This window comes from Fibrobacter sp. (assembly GCF_017551775.1).
Classification (GTDB): domain Bacteria; phylum Fibrobacterota; class Fibrobacteria; order Fibrobacterales; family Fibrobacteraceae; genus Fibrobacter.
Genome location: NZ_JAFZKX010000093.1, coordinates 41,613 through 55,294, shown reverse-complemented (window position 1 = coordinate 55,294; position 13,682 = coordinate 41,613). Strand labels below are relative to the sequence as shown.

10 protein-coding genes are annotated in these 13,682 nt (G+C 49.9%); 9 read left to right on the top strand and 1 reads right to left on the bottom strand.

Annotated elements, in window-relative coordinates; translation table 11 throughout:
- Positions 1–162: 162 nt before the first annotated feature.
- Together IK012_RS11415 and IK012_RS11410 are read left to right on the top strand one after the other, a co-directional pair.
- Positions 163–663 (top strand): prepilin-type N-terminal cleavage/methylation domain-containing protein, encoded by a 501-nt coding sequence (locus IK012_RS11415; protein WP_290954609.1) that lies wholly within the window; start codon positions 163–165, stop codon positions 661–663.
- Entirely contained in the window at positions 642–851 is a 210-nt protein-coding gene (locus IK012_RS11410; RefSeq protein WP_290954607.1) for a prepilin-type N-terminal cleavage/methylation domain-containing protein, read from the top strand. Before IK012_RS11415 ends, IK012_RS11410 begins: the two co-directional genes overlap by 22 nt.
- A 2-nt stretch (positions 852–853) precedes the next feature.
- Here IK012_RS11410 and IK012_RS11405 read toward each other — a convergent pair whose 3' ends face one another.
- On the bottom strand, positions 854–2,413 hold the full coding sequence (locus IK012_RS11405) for a glycosyltransferase (RefSeq protein ID WP_173383093.1): 1,560 nt from the start codon (positions 2,411–2,413) through the stop codon (positions 854–856).
- A gap of 186 nt (positions 2,414–2,599) precedes the next feature.
- Between IK012_RS11405 and IK012_RS11400 the strand changes: the two genes are divergently transcribed.
- The 7 genes from IK012_RS11400 to IK012_RS11370 all read left to right on the top strand — a co-directional run bounded on the left by IK012_RS11400 (position 2,600) and on the right by IK012_RS11370 (position 13,618).
- Positions 2,600–3,133: a sulfurtransferase TusA family protein gene (locus IK012_RS11400; protein ID WP_290954604.1), complete on the top strand. Its 534-nt coding sequence runs from the start codon at positions 2,600–2,602 to the stop codon at positions 3,131–3,133.
- A 12-nt stretch (positions 3,134–3,145) separates the two neighbouring features.
- The gene (locus tag IK012_RS11395; RefSeq protein WP_173380352.1) at positions 3,146–3,733 is read left to right on the top strand and encodes a hypothetical protein; all 588 of its coding nucleotides are present in this window, start codon (positions 3,146–3,148) and stop codon (positions 3,731–3,733) included.
- A gap of 13 nt (positions 3,734–3,746) precedes the next feature.
- Positions 3,747–4,085, top strand: coding sequence for a hypothetical protein (locus tag IK012_RS11390; protein WP_173383092.1), 339 nt, complete (start codon positions 3,747–3,749; stop codon positions 4,083–4,085).
- A gap of 584 nt (positions 4,086–4,669) precedes the next feature.
- Positions 4,670–7,891 (top strand): helicase-related protein, encoded by a 3,222-nt coding sequence (locus tag IK012_RS11385; RefSeq protein ID WP_290954600.1) that lies wholly within the window; start codon positions 4,670–4,672, stop codon positions 7,889–7,891.
- A 9-nt stretch (positions 7,892–7,900) separates the two neighbouring features.
- Positions 7,901–8,584 carry a DUF4391 domain-containing protein gene (locus tag IK012_RS11380; RefSeq protein ID WP_290954598.1) on the top strand — a complete coding sequence of 228 codons (684 nt, stop codon included), beginning with the start codon at positions 7,901–7,903 and terminating at the stop codon, positions 8,582–8,584.
- Positions 8,585–8,600: 16 nt separating this feature from the next.
- Complete coding sequence (locus tag IK012_RS11375) at positions 8,601–10,511, top strand: site-specific DNA-methyltransferase (protein WP_290954595.1); 1,911 nt, start codon at positions 8,601–8,603, stop codon at positions 10,509–10,511.
- Positions 10,512–10,522: 11 nt separating this feature from the next.
- A complete protein-coding gene (locus IK012_RS11370; protein ID WP_290954593.1) occupies positions 10,523–13,618 on the top strand; it encodes a DEAD/DEAH box helicase family protein in 3,096 nt (1,031 codons plus the stop codon).
- The last annotated feature ends 64 nt before the right edge of the window (positions 13,619–13,682 follow it).

The following is a 13,682-nucleotide window of genomic DNA, read 5'->3' as shown; positions in this document are numbered from 1 at the left end:
GTTCGCGGGCGTGCTCGCGGCGCCGGGCGGGAACGTGGTGCTGGATACTCCCGACAGCCTCGGCGGTGCCGCGTTCCCCGGAACCGTGCGCGACTCGTCCCAGGCGCTCCTTCCCGCGTTTTTCGCCGGGCAGAGCGTCGTCTTCCGGAGGGCCGCTCAGTAATGACCAGAAATAAACATCTAGCTCCCTGCGCGGCATTTAAGCCCAGTGATAAACATCCCGCTCCCCGCGGCGCATCTTGGCCCAGTGATAAACATCCCGCGCCCCACAATAAACGAACGGCATGCGATAAACCAAAAGGTTTCACCCTCCTGGAGGTCCTCGTCGCGCTCGCCGTCCTCGCCTCGGGGACTGTGGCGCTCGGGCACTACGCCGCCGCCTTCAGGCGCATCTCCTCTGCCGAAATCGCCCGTGCCGACTCCGCTCTCACCGCTGTCGCTTACCTCGATTCCCTCGCGGTCTCGCGCCCGCCCTGCGCCGATACCGTCCTGACGCGGGTCGAAGCCCTCCCGGCCCCAAGGCCTCACCCCGTTGTTTCCCCTTTTAAAATCCGCGCTGTATACACCCCGGTATTCGGGCCTTACCCGCTCCAGTGGGTCGAGGTCGGTTCCGGCAACTTCACGTTGAGGAGGCTTGTGCGATGCGCAAGGGATTCACGCTGATGGAACTCATGGTGGCGCTCGCCGCCGCCGGCATACTCGTGTCCGTCGCCCTCGGGCTGTACGGCTCGTTCTACCGCGGGTACCTCGCCAGCCGGGACGCCTACGCCGCCGCCTCCTCCGACCGCGTGCTCCAAATGCAAAAAAGCATCCGCGAAATCCGCGGATGCCCAAATGCTAATCGTCTGTAGGTTTATGCCGCCTGCAGGGCTTCTTTCTTGGCCTTGCGGGCTTCCTTGCGGACCTTGTGCATCTCGATCAGGTTGCTGATGTAGTGCATAAAGGAGAGCACGCCCACGGAGAGGAAACCGACCGCGTAGAGGGCGAGGAACGGTCCGATGATGAACTTCTGTGCGCCGATGTATTCGAGAAGACCGAAGATGCAGTAGACTCCGACACCCAGTTCGATGACTGCCTGCCACGGGAACTTCTGGGCGTAGTGGCTCTTGGCCTTCTTCTTGGATCCGCCGCTCTTCGGGGTGCGGACGAAGCTGCCCTTGGAACCGATCACTGCGGAGAACACTGCGCGGGAGTTGCTGACCGCGATGCCCACGCCGAGCGCCATGAGGATGGGGAGGCTCAGGAGGCGGATCTTCCAGCCGGTGTAGCCGGAGCAGCGCTGTGCGACGAAGTAAAGAACGGAAGGAGCGATAGCGGCGAGGAAGATAAAGCTGAAACCGACGGTGTAGCCCCAGTTCGGGATGTGCGCGACCGGGTCGAAGAACGCGAGCAGCGGCCATGCGCAGAGCGCGGTGAACAACATGCAGGGGTGGATGGAGTAGTGCGTCGTGTGGAGGATGGCGCCAATCTTCACGCGGAGAGGAACCTTGGCCTTGAGCACGCGCGGCAGGATCTTGATGGCCGTCTGGATGGAGCCCTTGGCCCAGCGGAACTGTTGAGCCTTGAACGCGTTGATGTCGTTGGGGAGTTCGGCCGGAACGATCACGTCGAACACGAACTTCATCTTCCAACCAGCGAGCTGAGAACGGTAAGAAAGGTCCATGTCTTCGGTCAGCGTGTCGCCTTCCCAGCCGCCACCGCCGTAGATGGCCTGCTTGCGCCACACGCCTGCGGTACCGTTGAAGTTCATGAACAGCTTGCCCCAGCTACGGGCGGACTGTTCCACCACGAAGTGGCCGTCGATACCGATGGACTGGGCGAGCGTAAGACCGGATTCCGTGCGGTTCAGGTGGCCCCAGCGGCCCTGAACGAGGCCGATCTGGTCGTCCATCACCAGGTAGGGGATGGTCTTGAGGAGGAAGTCCTTCTCGGGCACGAAGTCCGCGTCGAAGATGGCGAGGAAGTCGCCCTTCGCGACGGCCATGGCTTCCTTGAGGGCGCCGGCCTTGTATTCGGAACGGTTCGTGCGGTGGATAAGCTTGATGTCGTAACCCTTGGCGGCGAGTTCCTCGACCTTCTTCTTGGCCACCTCGTAGCATTCGTCGGTGGAGTCGTCCAGGACCTGGATCTCGTGCTTGTCCTTGGGGTAGTCGATGGCGCACACGGCCTCGAGGAGACGTTCGACGCAGTTCGCTTCGTTGAAGATGGGAAGCTGGGTCGTGACCTGCGGGAGCTCGTTGATGGAATGCTCGCGGTAGAACTGGAGGATATTCTTGCGGTCGGTAAGTCTGGTGTGGCGGCTGTTCTTCAGGAACAGGTATATGCTATAGTAGCAACTGAACCCGTAAATCACCAATCCTACGCCGGCGATGACATAGACTACGAACATTGCGTAGAGAAGGAAAGTACTCATCGTTTTCGAAACCTTTGCATATTTGAATGCTTGGCGCCAAATATAGAAACCATTGGGCTACTTTGCCATATTTCGTTGCTATTTTTTATGTGAAAAATGTCAGTAAAAAAGCAAATTTTACAAAAATGTCCAATTTTGTGCCTTTTCCGATGAAGCGTCACAAAATTGTAAATTCGGGTGAAAAAAATGGATGAACGGAAAACGGACGGCGGGACTACTCTTTCACGGTGGATGGACGCCAATCGGGGCGAACCTGGGTTTGAAGACGCCCTTCGGAGGCTCGTCTCGTTCGCGAGCGCCGAGTGGTTCCGCAGGACCCTCGGGACGGTCCTCTCGCCCGAGGAGGCACTTTCGAGGGTGGTCGCCGCGCGCCTTCCTGACTATCCGGTCGGGGAGTGGCTCGAGAGCCCGGGCGAACATTGCGGCGAGATAGAGCGCTTCTGCGAGCAGGCGAAGGTCGGACCACTGCCGGAGGGTCTGTCTGCGGATTTCCCCGACGTGCTGGACCTGCGGGGCGTCGTGTGCCCCGGTAACGCCGTGCGCTCCAGGCTCGTGATGGCCGGCTACCCCCGCGGGCGCGTCCTCCAGATATGGCTCGACGACGGTTCCCCGGTCGAAAATGTCCCGGGAGCGCTGGTCGCGGACGGCTGCAAAATCCTCTCCCGCGAGAAAAAACAGGGATTTTGGGCCGTTTTTGTGGTCAAACCCGCCGATAAGTAGTAGATTATAGACGTGGAAAACAGGATACTTATAATAGGTGACGAACTTTTCGGTGAACAGGGCGAGGTCGCCTCGCGCTGCGCCGAGATGCTCCTGTGCAGGGCGCCGTCCAGGCCCATGCAGTTTTCCATCAACGCCCCAACGCCCCTTTCCATACCGCAGCTCGTCCAGCGGGCAGCGTCCGACATCATCGGCAAGAAGGCCGGGCGCATAGTGCTGGGGCTCGGCCTCCGCGACCTGAGGAAGGAAACCGGCGACGGCGCGAAGACCGCGGCCAACTACGCGGGCCTGGTGCGCGAGCTGGTGAACAAGACCCAGTCCGGGATAATGGTGGTGACCATACCCGTGGACTACCTGCCCGAGGCGCGCGACCAGATAGATATTATAAACGAGGCCCTCCGCGGGTACCCCCTCGAGTACCCGGAGCGCGTGAAAGTGTTCGATTTTGCCGCCCATGCGGAAATATTCAAGGAAAAGCAGCTGGAAAGAGGCAAGTTCGCCCGCAGCCTTTATTCGGAAGACGCCAAACCCACCTCTTTGTGCATCACCCTGCAGTCGATGTTCCTCGAAGATTGTATATTGAAAGAGATGGAAGAATGAAAAAGGAGATAGTATGAGCCTCTTAGACGATCATTTTGCGCAGAAGATTGCGGCCCAGAGCAGGGCCTGGAACATGACCCACGAGCAGGGCAAGAAGGACCGCGGCTCCAGACAGCCGGCGGAACCCAAGATCGGCATCTGCGACAAGTGCCACAGGGAGACGTACGTGCGCGCCTTCCGTAGCCGCCAGACCGACAGGACCGACGGCGCGGCCAGTTTCGGCACCGTCATCAAGCACTACTGCGAGGATTGCGCCCCCAAGTCCCGCGCCCAGAAGGACGCCGAAGTCCCGCAGCTCACGAGCAAGCAGGTGAAGAACCTGATGAAGAGCGCGAAGAAGGGCCTGCTGTAACGGCGATCCGGATTCGATTTAGTTTGTACAGAAAACGCCTGCCCGCCGGCAGGTGTTTTTTTGTTGGGGCAAAAAGGGAACCATGGTGGGGGATGTCTCCCCCTGGCTGCAGCCCCGGCCGGGTCGAGAGCCTGCCCCGGACTTGTTCCGGGGCGCACCCCCTCAGCCTAAGGGGTTCCACCCCCTAAAACCCCCGTATTGTCACCCCGGACACTGTTCCGGGGTCACCTTTTTACTATCATTCTTATAGACATAGCCCCTTGCCTCGCGGCATTGGGCGACCGAAAAAATTAGAGTTTTTGCTCTTATTCTGGTTACTGAAATACGACCATTTTTTCAAATCGACCAAGAGTAAGGCAAGCGCTCACGCACTCTGTGCGTGGGTCGTTTGTGCTTATTGGTCGAAGGGTACTTGGTCGTAACCTCAGTAACGATAAGCGCTTTCGATTCCACGCCTTTTCTATTCCCAGAAAATAGCGTAAATCCCGCCCGAATAAGAGCGCAACCCGCGCCTTACGGTTAGACGACCATTTCTTTATTGCTTGATTTGCCGCCCGCCGCAAAGTGCGATAGGCGATTAGTAGATGGAATTATTTGATAACGTGACTAAGACGGTCAAGGCCGATCTTCTTGACAAGATTCGTCGTGGCAGTCGAGTTTCTATTGCTGCGGCCTGTTTTTCCATCTATGCGTTCGATGAACTCCGCAAGCAGTTGGAAGGTTGCGAAGATTTTCGGTTCATTTTTACGTCGCCCACATTTGTCGCCGAAGATTCCGACAAGGAGCGCAAGGAATTTTACATCCAACGCTTGCATCGCGAAAAGTCCCTGTACGGCACCGAATTCGAACTGCGCCTACGCAACGAACTCAAACAGCGGGTGGTGGCCCGCGAATGTGCGGAATGGGTTCGTCGCAAGGTGAAGTTTAAGTCGAACGTGACACGCGAAGGCATGAACAATTTTCTTTCGGTCAAGAATCCCGAAGATACCTACACTTACACGCCAATCAATACTTTCACGACGGTGGACTTGGGCGTAAAGCGCGGCAACAACCTGATGAACATGGTGACGCGTCTTGAAAATCCGGCGAGTGCGGAGTTCCTGCAAAAGTTTAACGCCGTCTGGAACGATGCGGAAAAGTTGAAGGATGTCACCGAAGATGTCGTCAAGATGATAACGACGGTCTATCAAGAGAATTCTCCGGAACTCATCTACTTCATGACGCTCTACAACATCTTCAGCGAATTCCTGGAAGATGTATCGGAAGATGTTCTGCCGAACGAGGCGACGGGTTTCAAGGAAACGGCAGTCTGGAACAAACTTTATAATTTCCAGAAAGATGCTGCAGTCGCCATAATTCACAAGTTGGAACAGTATAACGGCTGCATCTTGGCTGATAGCGTGGGTCTTGGCAAGACCTTTACCGCCCTCGCAGTCATAAAGTATTACGAAGGTCGCAACAAGGATGTCTTGGTGCTTTGCCCCAAGAAGTTGTCCGAAAACTGGATGACTTATCGTGGGAATCAGGTGAACAACCCGCTGGCTGAAGATCGTTTGCGTTACGACATCGCTTATCACACGGACTTGTCTCGCGACGAAGGTAAAATTGCGACGGGCCTTTCGATTAACAGCATCAACTGGGGTAATTACGATCTTGTGGTGATAGACGAAAGCCACAATTTCAGGAACGGTAACGGTACGAACAGCAAGGGTGGTGAAAAAGAAAACCGCTACATGCGACTCATGAGCCGGATTATAAAGCCCAATAAGAAAACGAAAGTGCTCATGCTTTCGGCGACTCCCGTCAATAACCGTTTCTACGACTTGCGTAACCAGCTGGCTCTCGCATATTGCGACAACCCCGATGAATTTAACAGCAAACTTTCGACTAGGAATGATATTGACGAAATTTTTAGGCAGGCGCAAGGGGTCTATAACGCATGGTGCAAGTTCCCAGAAAAAGAACGTACTACTCCGAACCTGTTGTCTCGTCTGGATTTTGACTTTTTCGAAGTTCTTGACAGCGTGACGATTGCGCGCTCTCGTCGGCAAATCCAGACTTATTACGATATGAAGGAGATTGGTGCGTTCCCGGAACGAAACAAGCCCATCTCTCTGCGGCCGAAGCTGACTGACTTGGCGGGCGGTATCAATTACCATGAAATTTTTGAGTTGTTGCAGAACCTAAAACTCACGATATATACTCCGCTCAATTTTGTATTGGACAGTTCCTTGCCAAAGTATCTGGGGGCAAGCGAATCGGAAAACTTCCGTAAAGGACGTGAACTTGGAATCCAGCGCATCATGGCGATAAATTTGCTCAAGCGTATGGAAAGTTCGGTGCATTCCTTCTTAATGACGGTTGAAGAAATCTGTGGCTACCTGAAACAGACTTCAAAAACAATTGATAATTACGAGCGGACCAAGGTCAGTGAAAAAATTACCATCGAAGCAAATCCGTTCTCCCTTGATGGCGATGACCAGAATACCGACTACTTTACCGTAGGCAAGAAGGCCGCAATTGATTTGCGCGACATGGATTACATCTCGTGGAAGCGCGATATCGATAGTGATATAAAGACGTTCGGTGAACTTGTCAATATGGTGAAGGGCGTCACCCCGGAATATGATTTTAAACTGAATGAACTAAAAAGGATTATTCGCGAAAAGATATCCAACCCGATTAACGAAGGGAACAAGAAGGTCCTTGTGTTTACTGCGTTCTCGGATACGGCGGAATACCTTTACGAAAGTCTTTCCGATTTCTTGAAAAATGAAATGGGCGTAAATGCGGCTCTCGTAACTGGCGATATCAACGGGCGTTCGACCATTCCGAATTTCAAGGCGGACATCAACCATGTACTTGCTGCCTTTTCTCCGAAATCAAAAGATCGCGAATCCCTGTACCCCAACGATAATGCAAACATCGATATCTTGATAGCGACGGATTGCATTAGCGAAGGCCAGAACCTGCAGGATTGCGATTATTGTGTCAATTACGATATTCACTGGAACCCAGTGCGTATTGTGCAGCGATTTGGACGTATCGACCGCATCGGCAGCCAGAATAAGGTTATCCAGTTGGTGAACTTTTGGCCAGACCTTGATTTGGATGAATACATCAACCTGAAAGAACGTGTCGAGACGAGAATGCGTATCTCGGTGATGACTGCGACTGGCGACGATGATTTGATTAACCAGGACGAAAAGGGCGACTTGGAATACCGCCGGAATCAGCTCAAAAAATTGCAAGAAGAAGTCGTCGATTTGGAAGATATGGAATCGGGTGTATCCATCATGGATTTGGGCCTGAACGAGTTCCGTATGGACCTACTTGCCTATATCAAGCAGAAGACGGATATGGACCATGTGCCGTTCGGAATCTATGCTGTGGTGAAGGGCGAAAAGCCGGGTGTGATTTTTGTGCTCAAGAATGTCAAGGGCGACGAATCCATCAAGGGCAAGAATCGTTTGCACCCATTCTATATGGTCTATGTGGGGAACGATGGCGAAATTATCGCCAATCATTTGCAGCCTAAGGAAATTTTGGATGTGATGCGTCTGCTTGCTAAGGGAAAATCTTCGCCTGACAAGATCTTGTGCGATGCGTTCAACGAAGAAACCCGCGATGGGCGCGATATGGGCCGCGTTTCGGAATGCCTGGGACATGCGATAGATTCCATTGTTTGTAAGAAGGAAGAAAGCGACGTCAGTTCCTTCTTGAACGGAGACTTTGTGGATTTCAGGAACGAGGCCATCAAGGGACTCGACGATTTTGAACTGATATGCTTCTTGGTCGTTCGTTAAGGAGTGCGCATGTTTGGATTTCCTGAAAATACGGCCATGAAACAGGTGATAGCGAAAGACTCCCTTTTAGGGCGTATTGGTTCGATGTCTGCGATGACGACTGCGCAGAAGGCGGTGTTCAACAGGGATGTGAAACAGGTGATGATTACGAACATGGTTAGCCCAAAGACGATGCCCATGGCGTCGGGCTCGCGTGCGCCTGGATTTTTTGTGGCAAATGTTGCTTTGAAACAGAAAGCGTTCAACCCCAAGAATGTCGAGATGCTTTTGCATCGTATTGGGCAGAAGAACATTCTTTTGGCGTTGTGTGCTGAAAATGTCGCCCGTTTTGCCTTGAAATACGATGATCATGTTGTCGTGTCGAAAGAATGGGTGGAGGCAAATGATTTCAGTTTTGTTTTTGATGGGCTTGACCTGGATGCGGCTTGGAATGGAATTGTGAAACAGGTGGCGGGCGAACCCTGGAACGATTCCCTGACTGTTGCCGAAAATCTCGTTATTCAAGAACATGTTGCCAAACTGCAAAAAGAAATAGATGTCCTAGAAAAGAAGGCTCGCACTGAAAATCAACCTGCCCGTAAACTAGAACTATTTAACCAGATGAAAGCTAAGCTCGCTGAGCTTGCCGAAGCGACACACCCCACACGTCATCCTGAGGGGCGAAGCCCCGAAGGATCCAGTCCCAAAGTTTAATAACCGGAGAATAAGTATGGAAAAAGCGAACATGCATAGTCTTGATATGGTGAACGAAAACATCAAGAAAATTGGGAGCCTTTTCCCGGAATGCATCACTGAGACTGTCGGCGAAGACGGCAAGACCAAGGTCGCTATTGACTTTGAAAGATTGCAGGAAAACCTTAGCCATGCGACCATTGGCGAAGGCGATGAACGCTATCAGTTCACGTGGCCCGGCAAGCGCGAAGCTATCCATAATGCGAATGCTCCTACGAATATGACGCTGCGCCCTTGCAAGGAAGAGTCGGTCGATTTCGACAATACCGAGAACCTTTACATCGAAGGTGATAACCTTGAAGTGCTCAAATTGCTTCAGGAAAACTACTTGGGCAAAATCAAGATGATATACATAGATCCGCCTTACAACACGGGCAATGATTTTGTGTATAACGACGACTTCAAGGAAGATACGGAAACATTTCAGTCCAAGAGCGGGATGTATGACGAAGACGGAAATATGCTCTTGCAGAACTTCGAGAAGAACAGCGAAAGCAACGGGCGTTTTCATACCGACTGGCTGAACATGATGTATCCCCGTCTGAAAATTGCAAGGAATTTGTTAAGTGATGATGGAGTGATATTTATTAGTATTGACGATAATGAAGTTGATAATTTGCGTAAAGTTGGTGATGAAGTGTTCGGGGAAAGTTGTTTTGTGGCAAATTTAGTTTGGCAAAAAAAATTTGCACGTTCAAATGACGCTACATATTTTTCGACGATGCATGACCATATATTGTGTTATTGTAAAAATAGTGTGCAGAATTGCTCAAATGGATGGAAAATAGGTTTGTTACCCCGAAATGAAGAGATTCCTACAGGTTATTCTAATCCAGATAATGATCCTAGAGGCTTGTGGACGTCGGTTAGTCTGTCCGCTAAATCAGGATCGGAAAGTTTAACATATGAAATTACTACACCGTCGGGAAGGAAGGTTGTTCCACCTAGTGGTAGATATTGGAGTTGCTCAAAAGAAACATATAACAATTGGCTGTCTGATAAACGAATATGGTTTGGAAATAATGGAGATGGAGTTCCGAGGAAAAAAACATTTCTAAGTGAAGTTCAATCGGGTTTAAGACCAAATACATTAATATTACATACAGAAGGTGGGCACAATCAAGAAGGGAAACAAGAATTAAAGAACTTGTTTGACGGGTCCGGTTTTTTTGATGGTCCGAAACCCGTAAAGTTGCTTCATTTGCTGATTCAAATTGCTAATACGTCACAGGATTCAATTGTTCTCGACTTCTTTTCCGGTTCCGCAACAACAGCCCATGCCGTTATGCAGTTGAATGCCGAAGATGGTGGAAAACGCAAATACATCTGCGTGCAACTCCCTGAAAAAACTGCGGAAGATTCCGAAGCCTACAAGGCTGGTTATAAGACCATCTGCGAAATTGGCAAGGAACGCATCCGCCGTGCAGGCGACAAAATCAAGAAGGAGAATGGTGATAAAACCAAAGACCTTGATATCGGCTTCCGTGTCTTGAAACTTGCCGACAGCAACATGAAAGATGTCTATTACAGTCCGGCTGAAACAGTCGATGTAAACCTGTTCAATGCCGACAATGTGAAAGAAGGCCGCACTCCGCTTGATTTGCTTTTCCAGGTCATGCCTGAATGCAATTTACCCCTTTCCAGCAAGATTGAAGAATTTGAAGTCAAGGTCGGTAATGCTTCTTTCAACTGCTTTAATGTGGCAGATGGCTTCTTGATGGCATGCTTCGACGAAAAACTCTCCGATGAAGTCGTCATCGAAATTGCAAAGAAAAAGCCTTATTATTTCTATATGCGTAATTTTGGCCTTGAAAGCGACAAAGTACTTGACAACTTTGAACAAATCTTCACTCACTACAGCCCCTCTACCAAACGCAAGGTCATTTAAGAGGTGCTGATATGAAATTTAAGTTCAAGATTCAGCAGTACCAGACAGATGCTGTAGAAAATACCGTAAGCGTTTTTGCTGGGCAACCTTGCTATGATAATACGCGTTATCGTCGCGATTTAGGTAAGCGCAAAGGCCAGGTAAATGCTTTTGAAGAAGACGATGCGGGTTTTCGTAATCACGAAATAGAACTTACCGACAAGGAACTTCTTGAAAATATCCATAAGGCGCAGGATAAGTGCGATATTAAACGCTCTGCAAGTGTGGTAAAGTCTGCGGGTGGGCATGAGGCTTGCCGCCTAGACATCGAGATGGAAACGGGCACTGGCAAGACCTATGTGTATCTCAAGACGATGTTCGAACTCAACAAGCGTTATGGCTGGAGCAAGTTCGTGGTCATCGTTCCGAGCAAGGCGATTCGTGAAGGCGTGAATAAAAGTTTTGAAACACTTCAAGATCACTTCATGGAATATTATGGCAAGAAGGCCCGTTTCTTCATTTACAGCAGTGAACGCTTGCAGCAAATTGATTCGTATTCGAGTGATGCAGGAATCAATGTAATGATTATCAATGCGCAGGCGTTTGCATCTTCGTTTGACGAAGAAGATTACAAGAAGAAAATCGCCGAAGGCAAAAAGGTTGCTGAGGCCAATCGCAGAATTTTTGACCGACGTGACGAGTTTGGTAGTCGCAAGCCTATTGATGTCATTGCAGCAAACCGTCCCATTATTATTCTTGATGAACCGCAAAAGCTTGAAGGCGATGTTACGCAAAAGACCATGCAGGCATTCAAACCGCTATTCATCTTGAATTATTCCGCGACGCATAAAACACAGCATAACTTGATTTATGCGTTGGATGCACTTGATGCCTACCGCCAGAAATTGGTGAAAAAGATACAAGTCAAGACGCTTACGGCAAAAAACTTGGCGGGCACATCGGCATATCTGTATCTTGACGATATTATCTTGGACCCGAAGAAAGCCCCTGTTGCAAAAATTCAGCTTGAAGTCAAAAAAGGAAGTGGTATCAGCCGCGAATATCGCAAGTTTGAATACGGCGACAAACTTTCCGTTGCTAGTGGCACCAAGGCGTATGACGGCTTTACTGTCGCAGAAATTGACCCCATTGCAAACCAGGTCGTTTTCACCAATGGCAAGATTATTTATAAGGGCCAGGTGGTAAACGATACTGATGCCAAGACCATGCAGCGCTTGCAAATTCGCGAAACCATCGAAGCTCATTTCAAGAAAGAAGAGGAACTTTTCAATAAGGGCATCAAGTGCCTGTCATTGTTCTTTATCGATGAAGTGGCGAATTATAAGGGATACGACGGCGACGAAGAAGTCCATGGTTTCCTTTGGAAAACCTTTGAAGAGGAATACAACAATATCCTTTCCGAAAAGTTGACTTTCTTTGATGATGAATATCAAAAGTATTTGAAGGGGATTTCTGCCGAGGATACTCACAAGGGCTACTTCTCTATTGACAAGAAGGGGCATGCCTGCGACAGCAAGGCGGAAAAGAAATTGGGCGGCATGAGCGATGATGTTTCTGCTTATGATTTGATTTTGAAGAATAAGGAACTCTTGCTCAGTTTCAAAAACCCCGTTCGCTTTATCTTTAGCCATTCAGCTTTGCAAGAAGGCTGGGACAATCCGAATGTTTTCCAGATTTGCACATTACGCCATGCTAGTTCAAATGTCCGCCGCCGTCAAGAAGTTGGTCGTGGATTGCGTTTGTGTGTCAATCAGGATGGTGACCGCCAGGATTTAGAAGTTCTGGGTGATGATATCCATAATCTGAACAAGTTGACTGTTGTTGCCAATGAAGATTATGGCGCTTTTGTTTCTGGTTTACAATCTGAAATTCGGGAAGCGCTCCGCGAAAGGCCCCTTGTTGCCGATAAGGCATACTTCTTTGGAAAAACCATTGATATGGTGGATGGCACAAAGCATACGCTTTCCGATGCCGAAGCGACACTTGTGTATGCCTACTTGTATCAGAATGACTATATCGACGAGAAGGGACGTGTCACCGAAACTTACAAGATGCACAAGGATGCCGGTACGCTTGCGCCGATGGCTCCAAAACTTGCGGGAATGGAAACCTCGCTCCATCAGATGGTGCAACTTACCTTCGATGCGGAATTAGCCCTCAATACTATGGTCGAAGATGGCAACGCAACCGAAGTTCCCGCAACCTGCTTGAACGCGAATTACTACAAGCAAGAATTTCAGGATTTGTGGAAACGTCTGAACCACAAGTATGTCTATACCGTTGACTACGACAGTAATGAACTGATTGAAAAAGCCGCCAAGAGTATTAATGACAACTTGATGGTCAGCGAACTCACGTATGTGATTACAGAAGCCGATCAGACTTCCGTTGACCAGTTCGGTGCTACCAAGACTGTCCGTAAAAAAGCGAATTCCATATCGACATCAACTGTCAAATATGACCTTGTTGGGGAAATTGCCGAAGGCGCGAAACTTACGCGCAAAACCGTTGTCGAAATCTTGAAAAAGACCGATGGCAAGTTGTTCATGTTCCGCAACAATCCTGAAGAGTACATCAAGAATGTGGTAAAACTCATCAAGGAACAGAAAGCGACCATGATTGTGGAGCATATCGGCTACTCCATGATTGACGGCACCTATGACAGCGACATATTCACCGCAGAAAAGCATGCCACGCTTGACAAGGCTTTCTTGACTGAAAAGCACATCACCGATTATATCTTTACGGATGGCTATGCCAAGAAACCGGAAGAAAGTGTTGAAGCGAAATTCGCAAAACAGCTAGAGACCGCTGATGAAGTTGCCGTATATGCAAAACTTCCTTCTGGACCACGGGGATTTCAGATCCCGACGCCTGTAGGCAATTATTCGCCGGACTGGGCAATCGCTTTCAAGAAAGGCTCCGTCAAGCACATCTTTTTTGTCGCTGAAACCAAGGGCAGCATGGATTCCATGCAACTCAAGGCTATTGAAGATGCAAAAATCCACTGTGCCGAGCGACTTTTCAATGAAATCTCTACCGACGATGTGAAATACCACAAAGTCGCAAATTATGAAGATTTGCTGAAGGCCATGGAAGCAGTGTAGTGAGTCTCGCCGTGGCTTGTTAGTAAATGTAAATTTACGATACAATTTTATAAAATTTTATATA

Excerpts from the sequence above, each read along its gene's own strand:
- IK012_RS11400 (WP_290954604.1), top strand. The coding sequence starts at position 2,600 with ATGGATGAACGGAAAACGGACGGCGGGACTACTCTTTCACGGTGGATG.
- IK012_RS11410 (WP_290954607.1), top strand. The coding sequence starts at position 642 with ATGCGCAAGGGATTCACGCTGATGGAACTCATGGTGGCGCTCGCCGCC.
- IK012_RS11375 (WP_290954595.1), top strand. The coding sequence starts at position 8,601 with ATGGAAAAAGCGAACATGCATAGTCTTGATATGGTGAACGAAAACATC.
- IK012_RS11385 (WP_290954600.1), top strand. The coding sequence starts at position 4,670 with ATGGAATTATTTGATAACGTGACTAAGACGGTCAAGGCCGATCTTCTT.
- IK012_RS11415 (WP_290954609.1), top strand. The coding sequence starts at position 163 with ATGACCAGAAATAAACATCTAGCTCCCTGCGCGGCATTTAAGCCCAGT.
- IK012_RS11380 (WP_290954598.1), top strand. The coding sequence starts at position 7,901 with ATGTTTGGATTTCCTGAAAATACGGCCATGAAACAGGTGATAGCGAAA.
- IK012_RS11390 (WP_173383092.1), top strand. The coding sequence starts at position 3,747 with ATGAGCCTCTTAGACGATCATTTTGCGCAGAAGATTGCGGCCCAGAGC.
- IK012_RS11370 (WP_290954593.1), top strand. The coding sequence starts at position 10,523 with ATGAAATTTAAGTTCAAGATTCAGCAGTACCAGACAGATGCTGTAGAA.
- IK012_RS11405 (WP_173383093.1), bottom strand. The coding sequence starts at position 2,413 with ATGAGTACTTTCCTTCTCTACGCAATGTTCGTAGTCTATGTCATCGCC.